At 70.0% G+C, this 14,470-nt stretch carries 17 protein-coding genes and 1 pseudogene; 8 read left to right on the forward strand and 10 right to left on the reverse strand.

Annotated features, from left to right (window positions below; genetic code table 11):
- Nucleotides 1-15: 15 nt before the first annotated feature.
- Nucleotides 16-372, forward strand: a complete 357-nt coding sequence (locus DI276_RS35170; RefSeq protein ID WP_112271671.1) for an RNA-binding S4 domain-containing protein — start codon at nucleotides 16-18, stop codon at nucleotides 370-372.
- Here the strand turns inward: DI276_RS35170 and DI276_RS35175 are convergent.
- A complete protein-coding gene (locus DI276_RS35175) occupies nucleotides 369-1,238 on the reverse strand; it encodes an NAD-dependent protein deacetylase (protein ID WP_112271673.1) in 870 nt (289 codons plus the stop codon). The two genes, DI276_RS35170 and DI276_RS35175, sit on opposite strands and share 4 nt — an antisense overlap.
- Before the next feature lie 27 nt (nucleotides 1,239-1,265).
- Complete coding sequence (locus tag DI276_RS35180) at nucleotides 1,266-2,963, reverse strand: cellulase family glycosylhydrolase (RefSeq protein ID WP_112272380.1); 1,698 nt, start codon at nucleotides 2,961-2,963, stop codon at nucleotides 1,266-1,268.
- A gap of 124 nt (nucleotides 2,964-3,087) precedes the next feature.
- Here DI276_RS35180 and DI276_RS35185 point away from each other — a divergent pair, with 124 nt between their 5' ends.
- A complete protein-coding gene (locus DI276_RS35185; RefSeq protein ID WP_112271675.1) occupies nucleotides 3,088-3,477 on the forward strand; it encodes a GyrI-like domain-containing protein in 390 nt (129 codons plus the stop codon).
- Here DI276_RS35185 and DI276_RS35190 read toward each other — a convergent pair.
- The 5 genes from DI276_RS35190 to DI276_RS35205 all read right to left on the reverse strand — a co-directional run bounded on the left by DI276_RS35190 (nucleotide 3,470) and on the right by DI276_RS35205 (nucleotide 7,550).
- Entirely contained in the window at nucleotides 3,470-5,521 is a 2,052-nt protein-coding gene (locus tag DI276_RS35190; RefSeq protein WP_157985119.1) for a hypothetical protein, read from the reverse strand. The genes DI276_RS35185 and DI276_RS35190 overlap by 8 nt on opposite strands.
- Before the next feature lie 41 nt (nucleotides 5,522-5,562).
- Nucleotides 5,563-5,973, reverse strand: a complete 411-nt coding sequence (locus tag DI276_RS35195; RefSeq protein WP_232837179.1) for a GNAT family N-acetyltransferase — start codon at nucleotides 5,971-5,973, stop codon at nucleotides 5,563-5,565.
- Between the two features lie 17 nt (nucleotides 5,974-5,990).
- Nucleotides 5,991-6,869: a class A beta-lactamase gene (bla, locus tag DI276_RS35200; RefSeq protein ID WP_112272382.1), complete on the reverse strand. Its 879-nt coding sequence runs from the start codon at nucleotides 6,867-6,869 to the stop codon at nucleotides 5,991-5,993.
- Between the two features lie 64 nt (nucleotides 6,870-6,933).
- A complete protein-coding gene (locus DI276_RS50375) occupies nucleotides 6,934-7,128 on the reverse strand; it encodes a hypothetical protein (protein WP_157985120.1) in 195 nt (64 codons plus the stop codon).
- Nucleotides 7,074-7,550 carry a hypothetical protein gene (locus tag DI276_RS35205; RefSeq protein WP_112271681.1) on the reverse strand — a complete coding sequence of 159 codons (477 nt, stop codon included), beginning with the start codon at nucleotides 7,548-7,550 and terminating at the stop codon, nucleotides 7,074-7,076. Before DI276_RS35205 ends, DI276_RS50375 begins: the two co-directional genes overlap by 55 nt.
- Before the next feature lie 75 nt (nucleotides 7,551-7,625).
- Between DI276_RS35205 and DI276_RS35210 the strand changes: the two genes are divergently transcribed.
- Nucleotides 7,626-8,150, forward strand: a complete 525-nt coding sequence (locus DI276_RS35210) for a GlcG/HbpS family heme-binding protein (RefSeq protein ID WP_112271683.1) — start codon at nucleotides 7,626-7,628, stop codon at nucleotides 8,148-8,150.
- Here the strand turns inward: DI276_RS35210 and DI276_RS35215 are convergent, their stop codons facing one another.
- Entirely contained in the window at nucleotides 8,151-8,471 is a 321-nt protein-coding gene (locus DI276_RS35215) for a hypothetical protein (RefSeq protein ID WP_157985121.1), read from the reverse strand.
- 97 nt (nucleotides 8,472-8,568) lie between these two features.
- On the opposite strand from DI276_RS35215, the gene DI276_RS35220 reads away from it, so the two are divergent.
- The 4 genes and pseudogenes from DI276_RS35220 (at nucleotide 8,569) to DI276_RS35235 (ending at nucleotide 10,778) form a co-directional block, all read left to right on the forward strand.
- Nucleotides 8,569-9,393, forward strand: coding sequence for a class II glutamine amidotransferase (locus DI276_RS35220; RefSeq protein WP_112271687.1), 825 nt, complete (start codon nucleotides 8,569-8,571; stop codon nucleotides 9,391-9,393).
- A gap of 87 nt (nucleotides 9,394-9,480) precedes the next feature.
- Nucleotides 9,481-10,074, forward strand: coding sequence for a DUF4360 domain-containing protein (locus DI276_RS35225; protein ID WP_112271689.1), 594 nt, complete (start codon nucleotides 9,481-9,483; stop codon nucleotides 10,072-10,074).
- A gap of 85 nt (nucleotides 10,075-10,159) precedes the next feature.
- Nucleotides 10,160-10,351: pseudogene (locus DI276_RS35230) on the forward strand (cupin domain-containing protein); the annotation flags it as partial.
- A gap of 1 nt (nucleotide 10,352) precedes the next feature.
- Nucleotides 10,353-10,778, forward strand: a complete 426-nt coding sequence (locus DI276_RS35235; protein ID WP_112271691.1) for a cupin domain-containing protein — start codon at nucleotides 10,353-10,355, stop codon at nucleotides 10,776-10,778.
- 45 nt (nucleotides 10,779-10,823) lie between these two features.
- Here DI276_RS35235 and DI276_RS35240 read toward each other — a convergent pair whose 3' ends face one another.
- Nucleotides 10,824-12,548, reverse strand: a complete 1,725-nt coding sequence (locus DI276_RS35240) for an L-aspartate oxidase (RefSeq protein ID WP_112271693.1) — start codon at nucleotides 12,546-12,548, stop codon at nucleotides 10,824-10,826.
- A gap of 116 nt (nucleotides 12,549-12,664) precedes the next feature.
- Between DI276_RS35240 and DI276_RS35245 the strand changes: the two genes are divergently transcribed.
- Nucleotides 12,665-13,261: a phosphoribosylanthranilate isomerase gene (locus DI276_RS35245; protein ID WP_112271695.1), complete on the forward strand. Its 597-nt coding sequence runs from the start codon at nucleotides 12,665-12,667 to the stop codon at nucleotides 13,259-13,261.
- A gap of 52 nt (nucleotides 13,262-13,313) precedes the next feature.
- Here DI276_RS35245 and DI276_RS35250 read toward each other — a convergent pair whose 3' ends face one another.
- Nucleotides 13,314-14,465, reverse strand: coding sequence for an nSTAND1 domain-containing NTPase (locus DI276_RS35250; protein WP_112271698.1), 1,152 nt, complete (start codon nucleotides 14,463-14,465; stop codon nucleotides 13,314-13,316).
- Nucleotides 14,466-14,470: the final 5 nt, after the last annotated feature.

Here is a 14,470-nt window from a genome sequence, read left to right on the forward strand (position 1 = left end):
TGCCATGATGGCGGGGTGGAGTCCACGCGCATCGACCGTTGGCTGTGGGCGGTCCGGCTGACCAAGACCCGCCCGGACGCCGCCCAGGCGTGCCGTGGCGGCCACGTGCGCATCAACGACAAGCCGGCGAAGCCCTCGACGACCGTCGTGCCCGGTGACCAGGTGCGGGCGCGGGTCGGCGACAAGACGCGGATCGTCGAGGTCGTCCGGGTGATCCAGAAGCGGGTGGGCGCAGCGGACGCGGCCACGTGCTTCATCGACCGCACTCCCCCGCCACCGCCGGACATTCCCATCGCGCGGCGGGACCGGGGTGCCGGGCGGCCGACCAAGCGGGAGCGGCGCGTGCTGGACCAGTTCCGGGCGCAGAACTAGCCGAGAACGACGTCCGCCAGCTCCGTGAGCGATTTCCCCAGCGGCAGGTCGACGCGCAACGAGGCGAACTGGTCACCACGCGTCTCACCGCGGTTGATGATCACGACCGGGATGCCCGCCGCTGCCGCGCGGCGCACGAACCGCAGGCCGGACATCACCGTCAGCGAGGAGCCGAGAACGAGCAACGAACGGGCGTTGTCCACGAGCGAGTAGCACTGCTCGACCCGCGGGCGCGGGACGTTCTCGCCGAAGAACACGACGTCGGGCTTGAGGACGCCGCCGCACTCCACGCAGCCGACGACCTCGAAGCCGCGCACGGCCTCCTCCGGCAGGAACACGTCGCCGTCCGGGTTGATCTCGTCGGTGGTGGCGGCGAACGTCGGGTTCGCCTCGCGCAGCCGGCGGTCCAGGTCGACGCGCGGCGACAGGAGCTTGCAGTCCAGGCAGATCACGCGGTCGAGGCCGCCGTGCAGCTCCACGACGTCCTGGCTGCCCGCGGCCTGGTGCAGGCCGTCGACGTTCTGCGTGATGACGCCGGACAGCTTCGGCGACAGCCTGGTCACCGCGTGGTGGCCGGCGTTCGGGTGCGCGCGGGCGATGGTGCGCCAGCCGACGTGGCTGCGGGCCCAGTACCGCCGGCGGCCCGCGGCGCTCGTCGCGAACTCCTCGTAGGTCATCGGGGTGTGCTTGCGCAGGGAGCCGCCCTCGCCGCGGTAGTCCGGGATGCCGGACTCCGTGGACAGGCCCGCGCCGCTGAGCACCAGCACGCCGCCTTCGTCGACGATCGGCACGACGTCGGTGAGGGTGGAGGTGCGCGGCAGCGACGGGCCCGAGGACGACCAGCTCAGAGTAGGCCTTGTTCGCACTTCACCAGCCTACGTACCAGCGGCAAGTCACCAGCTCTGGTACCACTGCCGCAGCTCGGCCTCCGCCGCCGCGACGTTTCCACCCGAAGCGGCCGTGACCAGCGCGAACTGCCGTCCCGAGCCTCCCCGCAACAGCAGCTTGTCACCGCTGACCGTCGACGGTGCCGAGCTCACGACCAGCGGTGAGCGCAGCGACGCGGGCAGGTGCAGCTCGGTCGGCGCGGACCCGCCGTTCGAGTCCCAGACGATCACCGCGAACGGCGCCGAGCCGACCAGGCTGCGCACCGCGGCCAGCGGGATCTGCTGCCACGTCTGGTAGGCGCGGTCCTCGTAGGTGAACGCGAGCGTGGTGCCCGCGACGGCCTGCGGGTAGACGCGGTCGACGAGGGCGCGCTCGACGGTGAGCACCGGGTTGCCGGACGCGTCGAGCTTCACCGCGGAGAAGTGCTCGTCGTTCATCGCGTCGCCGTCGGTCATGACCTTGTTGGGGTTGTCGTTCATCAGCTCGCGGTGGCGGCCGTAGTTGACGTCCCAGTGCCACTGGCTGCCGGAGATCACGCTGCCGCGCGGCGCCGACCACCAGCGGGCGCCGGGGGCGGTCGAGTCGAGGCCCTGGTAGATCCCCTTGAGCACCGAGGAGAGCTTGTCGGAGGTGTTGCCGGAGACCGGGTGGCCGAACTCGGAGACGATCGACGTGGTGCCGAGCGCGGTGGCGCGGTCGCGGATCGTGCGGAACGCCTGGGTGTACTGGCCGTCGGCCGCCTTGCCCGGCATCAGCAGGCCCGACTGCGCCTTGCCGTCGTAGAAGTGCGCGTTGAACACGAACCGCTCCCCCAGCGTCGGCACCAGTGCGAGCCCGCCGGGTTCGGCGAAGAAGTCCACGTTCTGGTTCCAGAACACCAGCGGCTCCACGAAAGCGGGCTTCGTGGTCCAGCCCGCCTCGTCCATCTCGGCACGAAAGCGGTGGTAGAACGGCATCAGGAGGTCGCGCTCCCACTGCTGCGAGTTCTGGCCGCTGTCGTACTTGCCCGCGTAGGGCTCGTTGAGCGGGTCGACACCGGCGACGAGCTTGAACTCGTTGGCGGGCAACGCTTGCTTGACGTGCTTGAGCGCCTCGCCGGCCGCGTTGACGAACGAGTCCTGCACACCGTTGCGGTTGTGCCAGAAGTCGTAGGTGGCCGCGGTGACGGCGTTGTTGTTCTTCATGTTCTGGCCCCAGTGGAAGCAGAGGCCGCACGACTCCTTGGGATAACCGCTCGCCGCCCACGCCGGGGCGCCGTCGCCGGTGTACCAGCTGTCCTTGTTGAACAGGTACCGCGAGTACAGGTCCTGGTGGAAGTCGAGGTAGACGCGGATCCCCTGATCGGTGAACGCCCGCAGCTGCGTCGTCACCCCGTCGAGGTACGCGCGGTCGATCTGGCCGCGCTGCGGTTCGATCCAGGCCCACGTCAGCAGGAACCGCACGGCGTTGGCGCCGGTCAGCTGCTTCATCGCAGACGCGGACTTGCGCGCGTCGGCCACGGACGCGAACGGCAGGCCGCGGTACTCGGCGAGTTTCGCGGTGCCCGAGACGTTGAAACCGCGCAACACGACCTCACGGCCGTGCTCATCGCGGAACACCCCGCCGGACACCCTGAGCTCGGAGCCGTCGAACGACTCCGCGTGCACCGGGGTGATCACGAACGAGAGGAGGAACAGGACTACCAGGAGGACCGCTCGCCGCATCGCCGCCGCCTTTGGGAACGTGAACGAGATTCGCATTGCACGTTAGACGGTGGATTCGGGCTGGTCTAGGGTTGATCGAGCGCGTTCGACGCCATTCGACGATCGAATTCTGGGAGGCGCCGCTGTGACCGCTCCGATCACCCGGTCCGACGTCGAGGTGCTTGAGCACACCGTCGCGGACGAGCCCACCGCGATGGGCGAGGCGTGGCACTGGTTCGAGAACCTCGTGGGCCTCAAGGGGCGCAAGATGTTCGCGCGCATCGACGAGACGGCCGGCACCTACACCGTCTGCACACCGCGCAAGCCCGGCGACTCGTACGACCTGACCGTCGGGGTGCTACCCGGTGGCCGCTACCGGAGAACGGTGCTGGAGGGCGAACCGCCGGAGCTGTACGGCCGGATCGGACCGGCCATGGAGGAGCTCAAGGCGTTGGGGCCCTGGGACTCCTCCCGGCCGCTCGTCGAGTTCTACCGCCGCCACACGGTGGTCGAGCTCTGGGTGCCGATCACCTGACGTCTGCGGTCAGCGCGTCCACCTGCAGCCGCGTCGAGCCCTCCGCGCGCACGGCGATCCGCACCGACCTGGTCTCGTCGTGGAGGCGCAGGTCGGATTGCTTGTGCCGCAAGTAGTTCAGCCCTTCGCCGCTGATTTCCACCGGCTCGGTGAGCGTGCTGGCGACCTCGCGTCCCGACGAGTCGAGCTCGGTGAGCACGAGCCGGGCCGTGCCGTTGCCGCGCAGGACGGCGTTGGACGTGAGGATTCCTTGCTGCACCGGGATGTTCGTGTGCACTTCCAAGGTCGTCGGCTGCACTGAGGTGGCCTCGCGCGGAGTGCCGCAGTCCGGTACGAGACTCCACCGGGAACACAGCACGCCGTATCCCGGCTTGGCGCGGTTCTTGGTGAGGTAGCCGAAGGCGATGCTGTTCGGGTGCGGTGGCATCCGCGGGTCGTCGTAGAGCTCCCAGGCCATGGTGATCGGCACCTGGAGGCCGGCGACGGTCTGCAGCGTCTGCCCGGTGTAGTCCGCTTGTTCGCGTTCCTTCTGCTCGTCCGGCGCGCTCTTCCCGATCTCGCCGACGATCACGGTGCTGGCGGGGAACTTCTCCCGCAGGCCGCGCACCGCCGGGTCGAGCAGGTCGAGGTTGCCGTAGCCGTGCACGTCGACGAAGTCCACCGGCTTGCCCACGAGCGCGGCGGCGAGGTCCGCGCCGTCGGTCGTCGCGTGCATGACGGACACGCCGCGCTTGCCCCTCGGCGCTGCGGTGCGGTCGTACACCATTGCCACGTAAGCGCTCTGGAGGTTCGGCTGGTTCCCGCGCACGCCGGACGTCTCGTTCTGCAGGTCGTAGTAGAGCACCGCATCGGTGGGTTCGAGCGCGTTGATGTAGGTGTTCATCCAGTCCGCGCTGGTGGTGGCGAACTCGGCCCACTTCGTGCGGTTGCTCTGCCAGTTCGGGTTGGTGAGCCAGCTGTTGGCGAACGCGACCACGAGCCGGATCCCCCGCTGCTTCGCGAGGTTGGCCAGGTCGGCCAGGTTGCGGGCTTGTGCGGCGGCGTTCTTGCTCATCTCCGGCCACAGCACGATCCTGGCGACGGTGCCGCCGGTGGCCGCGATCACGTCGAAGTCGCGCGCGACCTGATCGCGCACCTGCGGCCAGGTCGTGTCCTCGAGATACTCCTGGTACCGGTTCTGGTGCTCCGGCAGGTAGTTGAAGCCGGCCCAGCCGCGTTCGTCCGGAACGATCGTCAGGCTCGCGTGCGTCACGACCTGGCCGCCTTCGTAGACCCTGACGACCTTGCGATCTTTTCCTCCCGTGCTGATGGCGGCCGATCCGCCGCTGAGCACGGTTTCGGTGCCGTCGTCGTTGACCAGCCGTGCCTCGCCGCCGGTCCAGCGCACCGTGGCGGTGTCGCCCGCCTTGACCGTCGGCCGGTCGAACGAGACGGTCGCGCCGGAGCCCGCGGTGACGACGAGGGTGTCGAGCAGGTGCTCCTGCGCGGTGCCGGACCAGAGCGTGAACACCGTGGTGCCACGGCTGATCCAGGTGATCCGGCCCTGCCCGGACGGTCCCTGCGCGTACAGCTTCTGCGGGTTTCCGTTGTGCGACACCCACACCTGGGCGTCGCTCAGCGTCGTGGCCCAGCCGAGGTCGATCTCACCGGTGGCGCCGGGTGCGAGCGCGAGCTGCGTGCGGCTGGCGCTCAGCCGGCCCGGCAGCTTCCCGGTGCTGCTCGTGGTGCCGAGCAGAGTGGCGAAGTTCGGGCCGCCGCGCAGTTCGAACGTCGTCGTGGTGCCGGCGCGGAGGTACGGCCAGCTGGCGCTGCCGTTGACCTCCTGCCGCCACAGCTTGGCGGCCTTGCCGGTCTCGCGGATCCAGATCTGGACGGTCTGGTTGCCGTCGGTGTGCCAGCTGACGTCGACCGACGCCGCGTTCTTGCCCGGCGGCAGCGTCACCTCCGCCGCGGACACGGTGATGCTGTTGCTCGCGCGCGCTGGTGCCACGAGCGTGGCCACCAGCGCGACGGCGAGCACAATTGCTTTCCCCCAGGTGCTCATGCGCCCCATCTGATCAGACGGGGCGCCGGCCCGAGGGGGTTTCAGAGCTTCCGGCGGTACGAGATGTAGCCCGTGTACGCGGCCACCTTGTCGTAGAGCCTGCGGGCGGGGTTCTCCTCCTTGGTGTGCCAGTGCAGGAGCGTGGCACCGTGCTGCTCGGCGTCGCGCGCCACCCACTCGATCAGCGCCTGCGCGATGCCACGCCTGCGGGCTTGCGGGGCCACGTACAGGTCGTGGAGGTAACAGCGGGAGTCGCCGTCCGCCCAGATGCCGGTGTGGAAGTAGTAGTGCGCGAAGCCGACGATCGCGCCGTCCGACCTGGCCGCGACACCGCGGATCCGCGTGCCGTCGAGCAACCGCGACCAGGCCTCGGCGTAGACGTCGTCGCTCAGCGTTCCGCCGGCATCGTTGTGGTACGCGCGAACCGCGGCCTCCCAGTCCGCGCGATCCACCTCCGTCAACGGACTGATCAACTGAAGAACCCGGCCACCAGCTCCGCCGTCTTGGCCACCAGCGGCTCGTCCGCGCCGGCGTCCGGCACCGACTTGGTCGACAGCACCGCGATCACGATCGGCGCACGGCCGGGCGGGAACGCGATGCCGGCGTCGTTGGTGGTGCCGTACTTGCCGGTGCCGGTCTTGTCGCCCCAGCGCCACGCCGCCGGCAGGCCCGCCCGGATCCGGTGGTCGCCGGTCGTGTTGGCCAGCAACCACTTCGTCAGCTGGTCGGCGTCGGAGCGGTTGAGCGCGTGGCCCAGGGTGAGCCTGGCGTAGCTCTGGCCGATGGCGCGCGGTGAGGTCGTGTCGGTGACGCGGCCCGGCTCGGCCGAGTTCAGGTCCGGCTCCCAGCGGTCGAGGCGCGTCACCGGGTCGCCGATCGAGCGGCAGAAGCGAGTGATCGCCGTGGGGCCGCCGAGCTCGCGCATGAGCAGGTTGGCCGCGCAGTTGTCGCTGTAGGTGATGGTCGCGTCGCACAGGGCCGAGACCGTCATGCCGTTGGCGAGGTTCTCCGCCTTTTCCGTGATCTTGGCATAGCCGGACTTCGTGCAGTCGTCCTGCGTGTAGCGGATCACCTTGTTCAGCAACGTTCCGTCGTGGTCGCGCCGCAGGATCGCCGCGGCCACGAGAGTCTTGAACGTCGAGACCATCGGAAACAGCTCGTCCGCGCGGTGCAGCACCGTGCGGCCGGTACCTGTGTCAGTGGCGAACACGCCGAGCCGTGCGTTGTGCTGGCGTTCGAGGTCACGCAGCTTGCCGGTGATCGTCGAAGCGTGTGCCTGGGCGGGCACGGCGACGGCCAGCGCGGCACCCGCGCCCAGTGCCAGAACCGAGCGACGGTCAACAACCAACGTCTTGTCCCCCTTCTTGTGAAACCTCTCCACATGTCAGGACGCGCGGGAGATCAACTGGTTGTCAATGGATCCGGCGCCAGCACGCCAGGAAGGTGAGCGCCGCGATGAGCGACCCGGCCGAGGCGAACGACCCGGCGCCCAGGTAGATCACCCACTCGTCCGCGTTCAGCCCCTCTCTGGCCAGCGGAAATCCCCACAGGATCAGGCCCAGCGCCATCGTGGCCGTGGCCGCCAACGCCCAGAACACGACCAGCACGACCCGGCCCTTGCGGCTCGGGCCGGTGTAGGGCTGGAGAGACCCCTTGCGCTGCAACCACCAGCTCGCCAGCGCCGCGAGGGCGAGCGCGCCGCGGCCAGCCTGATCTGGGCCAGCACCACGGCGAACGTGAGCACGGCCGCGATCGGCAGCGCCACCCGCGGCCGGAGCTGGCGCAGGCACTGGAAGAACAGCGGGATCGCGCACCAGCCGAAGCTCGGCGCCAGCCAGACCAGGACCAGCCACACCGCGAGCACGACGGGCAGCGCGTTCGTCCAGCGCACGCCGGCCGGATAGGCGAGACCCAGCCCCAGCGCGAGGCCGAGCACGAGGAGGTCGGCGCCGTGATACGCGACGTACCGCGCCGCCGACGCCGTCAGCAGCACGTAGAAGCCCGCGTGCATCGCCCGGTGCAGCCACACGTCCGGGACTGCAGGCGAACGGACCGGGCGCGCGGGTCAACCGATGGGTGGAACCGAGGTTCCACCGTCACCACCATGGAAACGCGCGTGACCTGCGGAATCGTCGACGCCATGGACATCAGGAAGATCGCAGTCGCCACGCTCGCCGTCCTCGCCGTCGGTGGCGGTTACGCGGCAGCCGACCAGCACACCACCACGCGCGCCGAGAAGGTGCTCACCATCGACGCGGCCGTCAAGGCCGCTCAGGCCACCCTGGACGCCGCGGAGAAGGAGAACCAGCGCGTCACCGTGGCCGTGGTCGACCGCAGCGGCGACCTCGTCGTGCTGCTCGCGGGCGACGGCGCCGGCCCGCAGACCGAGGAGTCGGCCAAGCGCAAGGCGTTCACGGCCGTGTCGTTCAACGCCGCGACGTCGAAGCTCACCGGCCGCGTGACGGGCGCGGGCGCGACGCTGCGGGACATCCCTGGCACGTTGTTCCTGGGCGGTGGCGTGCCGGTCGCGGTGGACGGGGCGCCGGTCGCGAGCATCGGGGTCGGCGGCGCGCCGTGCGGTGACCTGGACGAGAAGTACGCGCGGGCCGGTCTGGCAACCCTCAAGTGATCAGCGTTCGGTGCGGTGCCGGGCGACGTGCCTGCCCGGCTCCGGCCGCTTGCCCAGCAGCATGAGGACCACGGCGACGACCAGGCCGAGCGTCGCGAGCCCGGCGGCCACGACGCGCGCGGCGGGGTGGTCCAGGACCAGCGTCGAGATCGTCAGTGCGAGCACCAGTGCGGCGATCGGGCCGATGACGGCCAGGTCCTGGCGCTCCTGGGGCGCTGCGACCGGTTCCGGTGCCTCGATCCGCACGGTCGGCACGCGCGTTTCGATCGTCTCGAAGTGCTGCTGATAAGCCGGGTACCGCACGCCGGGAGGAACCGTCACACCATGCATGCTGCCTGAGGAGGGCGCGCCGCCGCAAACATCGCGTTTCCGGCGAGGTACGTGTTCCCATGTACCAGCTGGGCAAAGGGAGGTCGTCATGTGCCGGTGGCTCGCCTATTCCGGTTCGCCGGTGCTGTTGGAGGAACTGCTCTACGCGCCGGAGAACTCGCTGGTCATGCAGTCGAAGCACGCTCGGCTGGGCGCGACGGCCGTCAACGGCGACGGGTTCGGCATCGGCTGGTACGGCAGCGCGAGCACACCCGGTCTGTTCCTGAGCACCGAGCCCGCGTGGAACGACCGCAACCTCCGCGAGCTGTCCGCGCAGATCACCGTCGACCGCGTCTTCGCGCACGTGCGGGCGTCGACCGGCGGCGCGGTGCAGCGGTCGAACTGCCACCCGTTCCGCTGGAACAACTGGCTGTGGATGCACAACGGTCTCGTCGCGAAGTTCCCCGTGGTGCGCCGCGAGCTGACGCTGGCGATCGATCCCGCGCTGTTCCCGCTGATCGAGGGCTCGACGGACTCCGAGATCATCTTCTACCTGGCGGTCAGCTTCGGCCTGGAGCAGGACCCGCCCGCCGCCGTCGCGCGCATGGTCGAGTTCGTCGAGGACGTCGGCAGGCGCGCGGGCGTCGAGTACCCGATCCAGATGACCGTCGCGGTCACCAACGGCTCGACCACCTGGGCGTTCCGTTACTCGAGCCGCGGCAAGTCGCGGACCCTGTTCCACAGCACCGACGTGACGACGCTGCGCCGCCAGTACCCGGACAACCCCGCGCTGCACGACCTGGCCGACGACTCGCGGCTCGTCGTGTCCGAACCGCTGGGCGACCTGGTGGGCGCCTGGCAGGAGGTCCCGGAGTCGACGTGCGTCGTCGTCCGGCCCGGTGTCGAGGAGGAGCTCCTCCCGTTCAAGCCGTGAATTGTCAGGCAACCGTCAGGTAGCGGGGGAATTTCGTCACTACCGTCTGGTGCTGCCGCCGCCACGGACCCCCCGGAGAGGTTCCTCATGCTCAACACGGCAGCGGCAGCACTGGTAGCCCTATCCGCCCTCGCCCCCACTGGCGCGGCGGAGGAAGAAGAACCCACGGCCAGCCTCGAGGTCGTGACCGTCAACGGATCGGGTTGCCCGGCGGGCGACGCCGACGTGAAGACCGACGAAAGAACCTTCACAATCGGCTACCACACGTTCCTGGCCAGGGCGGGAGGCGGCTCGTCGCCTGTCGACATGCGCAAGAACTGCCAGATCAACATCCGCGTCCGCGTGCCCGACGGCTTCACCTACGGCCTGGCACGCACCACCTACGAGGGCTACACCCACCTGCAGGACGGCGCTTCCGCCCTCAACCGCGTCTCCACCTACCTGCAGGGCTCGTCGGCCACCGCGTCGGTGAGCCAGTCGTTCACCGGGCCGCGCAGCGGCGACTGGGAGACCACCTACCGGCCGAGCTTCTCGGAAATCCAGTGGTCGCCGTGCGGTTCGGCGCGCAACATCAACATCAACGCCGAGGTGCGCGTGCTGCTCGGGTCGGCTGATCCGGACCGGCTGAACTTCGCGATCGTGGAGTCGAGCCGCGGTCAGGTGCGGGTCCGGCGCTGCTGATCGGAGTCACAGATCATCGGGCTGTCCCTGGTGTCGCGCCGGTGCCCGAAACCCTGGTGGGGCGGACCATCCTGTCACGTTCCCGCCCGGCAGCCCCGGCGCGCCACCGCACCGGCACCCCGGTCCGATCTACGGCTACGTCCTGACGGGCGCCATCACGTTCGAGCTCGAGGGACAGCCCGAGCGGGTGGTGCTCACCGTGGTCGGACCCGACGAGCTGGAGGCGCGCAAGCATCTGCGCGTGTCACAGAACGACGCGGTGTCCGGTCTCAGCTGACATGAGCCATGCACATCAGTTGGAGAACACCGACAAGAGCGGTCCGCCGCCGAAGATCGACGTCATCGGCACCGTGCCGGACGCACCGCGGATCCCGGACGGCGCCGAGGCCATGACGATCTTCGTGACGCTGCCGCCGAGCAGTCCGGGCGCACCGCCGCACCGGCACTCCGGGCCCGCGTACGGGTACGTCGTCAAGGGCGCCATCGTCTTCGAGCTCGAAGGCGAGCCGGCACGGGTGGTGCGCACCGGCGAGACGTTCTGGGAGCCCGGCGGTGACGTCATCCACTACCAGGACGGAAACCACCTCGCCGACGAGGAGTCCGCGTTCGTCGTCACGATGTTCTGCGCGCCCGGCCAGCCGATGCTGACCGTGGTCGAACCGGAGGAGCTCGAAGCCCGGAAGCATCTGCGAGCACCGAGGTGAACGAGGGGCGGGAGCCATCCCCGGCGCTCCCGCCCCTCACCCGCGTCACTCGACCAGCTTGCCGGTCGTGTCGACGTCCCTCATCAGCGACGCGATCTCGGCCGGCACCGGAGGGATCTCCTCCCGGTCGATCCAGCCGGGCCCGGCCCAGACCAGGTTCACCTGCTGTGCGGGATCCATGTCCGGGTAGTCCGACCGGTTGTGACAGCCGCGGGTCTCGCGACGTTCCAGGGCGCATTCCAGGGTCGCGCGGGCCGCGAGCGCCGAGGCCTTCAGGTCGAAGGCGTGCGCGAGGTCCTGGAACCCGGCGAGGTCCGGGTGCACGCCGACGTTGCGGATGCGTTCCTCCAGCTGGTCCAGCTCGGCGAGTCCCTTGCGCAGGCCCGCCTCGTCCCGGACCACACCGGCGTGTTCGGTCATCGTGTTGCGCAGAGTTCGTTGCAGCGCACGGACGTTCTCGGGTCCGTCAGCGGACAACAACCCGTCGACCTCGGACCGCGCCTCGTTCAGCACGATGCGCGAACGGCGTTGCGCGCTCAGCGAAGCCGAGTACTCAGCTGCCGCCTCGCCCACGATCCGCCCGTACACCAACAGTTCGATGAGCGAGTTGCCGCCGAGACGGTTCGCGCCGTGCAAGCCGCTCGACGCCTCACCGATCGCGTACAGGCCCTCGACACCCGTCGAGTGGTCCGTGGGCGACACCCAGACGCCGCCCATCGAGTAGTGCGCGGTCGGCGCGATCTCCATCGGCTCACGGGTGATGTCCTTCATCTGCAGTTCGAGCAGCGTCTGGTAGACCCGCGGCAGCCGGCGCATGATCTGCTCACGCGGCAGGTGCGAGACGTCGAGCCACACGCCGCCGTTCGGGGTGCCGCGGCCTTCCTTGATCTCGGTGTACGCGGCCAGCGCCACTCTGTCGCGTGTGGACAGTTCCATCCGCTGCGGGTCGTAACGCGCCATGAACCGCTCCCCCAGCGCGTTGGTCAGCACGCCGCCCTCGCCGCGCGCCGCCTCCGAGACCAGCGTGCCGGCCGCGTTCTCCGGTTCGAGCAGGCCGGACGGGTGGAACTGCACCAGCTCGGGGTCCCGGATGCGGCCACCGGCCAGCACGGCCAGGCGGAACGAGTCACCGGTGTTCTCGTCGCGCCTGCTCGACGTGCGGCGCCAGATCCGGGTGTGCCCGCCCGCCGCCAGGATCACGACGTCGGCGTGGAAGACGTACCGCGTGCCGGTGTTCAGGTCGAACCCGTACGCGCCGAAGACCACGTTGTCCCGCACCAGGATCTGCGTGATGTAGCAGGAGTCGTGGATCGGGACGTTCAGCTGCGCGGCCCGGTTGACGAGCGTGCGCTGGATCTCCAGACCGGTGTAGTCGCCGGCGAACGACGTGCGGCGGAAGGTGTGCGCGCCGAAGAACCGTTGCGAGAGCCGGCCGTCGACCTCGCGGGCGAACGGCATGCCCCAGCGCTCCAGGTCCGCGATGCCGCGCGGGGCCTGTTCCGCGACCACCCGCACGATGTCCGGGTTGGCGAGGAGATAGCTCTCCTTGACGGTGTCGGCCGCGTGCTGCTGCCACGTGTCGGCCGGGTCCATCGTCGCCAGCGCCGCGTTGATGCCGCCGGCCGCCAGCGCCGTGTGCGCGTCGGCCTTGGGCCGCTTGCCGACGACCATTACGTCGACTCCGCGTTCGGCCAGCTCGATGGCCGCGCGCAGGCCCGCACCGCCGCTGCCGATCACCAGTACTGAGGTGGCTACCTGATGTTCCGTCATCGCGGCCTCCGTTGCCCGTGTGCTTCTACAGGTAGGACCAGGCAGCGGCGCGATGTGTGACTGTTAGCTGCGCGACACCGGCCAGTCCGGACGGTCGCGGCACTAGGATCGACACCGTGTTCGTGAAGCTCTGCGGTCTGCGCACCGAGTCCGATGTCGCCGTCGCGGTCGAGGCGGGCGCCGACGCCGTCGGTTTCGTGCTGACCACCAGCCCCCGCCAGATCGACGCCGACCTGGCGCGCAGCCTCGTCGCGGCCGTCCCCGAGCACGTCCTCACCGTCGCCGTCGTGCGCGGCATCACAGCCGCTGAGGCAGGCGAACTGGCGGTGAAGACCGGCGTGCAGGCGCTGCAGCTGCACGGCGACTACCCGAAGGCGGCATTCGACGAGCTGGCGGACCGCCCGTTCCAGCTGGTCCGGGCGACGGCGCTGGGGCCGGACACCGACGTGCGCACCGGCGCGTTCGGCGAGGAGCTGCTGCTGATCGACTCCCCCGTCGCGGGGTCGGGCGAGCAGTGGGACATCACGAAGCTGCAGGACAACCGGCCGACCGGCAAGTGGGTGCTGGCGGGTGGGCTGGCGCCGGAGACCGTTGTCGAGGCGATCAGCGTGGCTCAGCCGTGGGGTGTCGACGTGTCCAGCGGCATCGAGTCCAGTCGTGGTGTGAAGGACCACGGCCGGATGCGCGAGTTCGTGGCCGCGGCCCGCAGCTAACAGGGCAGCTGGTAGTCGCGGTCGCGGAACCGCGCCGACCACTCCTCCCGCGTCATCGGGGTGCCCGCCAGCTCGCAGACGCGCCGGGCAGGGCCTCGACGTCGGTGTCCCAGAACCGGATCGTGCCCTCGTCGGTCGTCACGGCGACGCGCCGGCCGTCGGGCGTGAAGATCAGGCCGGCCACGCTGCCGGTCGGGCTGCGCAGGACAGCGGCCACCGCGGGGCCGTCGACGTTCCACAGCTGGGTGGTGCCGTCGTTGGTGGTGAGGACCAGGGTTCGGTTGTCAGGGCTGAACCGCACCTTGTTGATCGGGCCGCCGCTGTCCGTGATGACCGACAGCGGGGCCGAGTCGGCCACGCGCCACAGCCTTGCGGTGCGGTCGAGGACCTGGCTGTCCTGCAACGCTTTCACCAGCCGCGGATACCGTCCACAGTGGCCGTAGAAGTCCGCGCGCACGCCGATCACGACCCTGGCGTGCCGGTCTGCGGCGTGCACCAGCGTTTCGACGAACCAGGTGCGCTCGGCGTCGTCCTGGCACAGCGTGAAGACCTCTTCGAACTGGTCGACCACGACCAGCACCTCGTCGTCCGCCATGCCGAGGTACACGTGCAGCGCGGCGGGGTCGGCCAGGTGCCGAAGCACCTGGCCGACCCGTGTGCCGGTCAGCTCGGCCAGCCGCAGCGCGCACTCCTCGCGCGGGCTCGTGCCCGGCGTGAACACCACGAACCGGCCATCAGTCCGTGCGACGAGACCCGCGCGTAGCAACGATGACTTGCCGGAGCCCGACGCCCCGAACACGCCGAGGAACCGCCGTTCGCTCAGCCGTTGCCGCAACTCGGCGACCAGTGCGTCGCGCCCGAAGAACCGGTCGGCGTCCTCGACCTGGAACGCCGCGAGCCCCAGGTAGGGCGCCCGGACCCCGTCGGCGGGCGGTGCCGACAGCTCCTCGGACAGCTCGTGCCACCGCTGCCGCCACTCCTCGGCGTCTCCCCCGCACGCCTCGACGTACGCGAGCGTCACGGCCAGCGTCGGCAGCTTGCGGCCGCTCGCCGCGTCCGACAGCACGGTCACCGAGTAGTGGGCCTGCTTGCTCAGCTCGCGGTAGGTCGGCTTGCCCGCCTTCTCCCGCCACCGGCGCAGGTCGGCCGCGAACCCCAGCAGCGCGCTGTCCTCGGGTCCGAGTGGCCGTTCCGGTCGAGGCATGGTCG

Source organism: Lentzea terrae (genome assembly GCF_003265345.1).
Lineage (GTDB): Bacteria > Actinomycetota > Actinomycetes > Mycobacteriales > Pseudonocardiaceae > Lentzea > Lentzea terrae.

Coding starts and splice junctions, on each gene's coding strand:
- DI276_RS35180 (WP_112272380.1), bottom strand. CDS start 2,963: ATGCGGCGAGCGGTCCTCCTGGTAGTCCTGTTCCTCCTCTCGTTCGTG.
- DI276_RS35190 (WP_157985119.1), bottom strand. CDS start 5,521: ATGAGCACCTGGGGGAAAGCAATTGTGCTCGCCGTCGCGCTGGTGGCC.
- DI276_RS35210 (WP_112271683.1), top strand. CDS start 7,626: ATGGAAACGCGCGTGACCTGCGGAATCGTCGACGCCATGGACATCAGG.
- DI276_RS35220 (WP_112271687.1), top strand. CDS start 8,569: ATGTGCCGGTGGCTCGCCTATTCCGGTTCGCCGGTGCTGTTGGAGGAA.
- DI276_RS35225 (WP_112271689.1), top strand. CDS start 9,481: ATGCTCAACACGGCAGCGGCAGCACTGGTAGCCCTATCCGCCCTCGCC.
- DI276_RS35235 (WP_112271691.1), top strand. CDS start 10,353: ATGAGCCATGCACATCAGTTGGAGAACACCGACAAGAGCGGTCCGCCG.
- DI276_RS35240 (WP_112271693.1), bottom strand. CDS start 12,548: ATGACGGAACATCAGGTAGCCACCTCAGTACTGGTGATCGGCAGCGGC.
- DI276_RS35250 (WP_112271698.1), bottom strand. CDS start 14,465: ATGCCTCGACCGGAACGGCCACTCGGACCCGAGGACAGCGCGCTGCTG.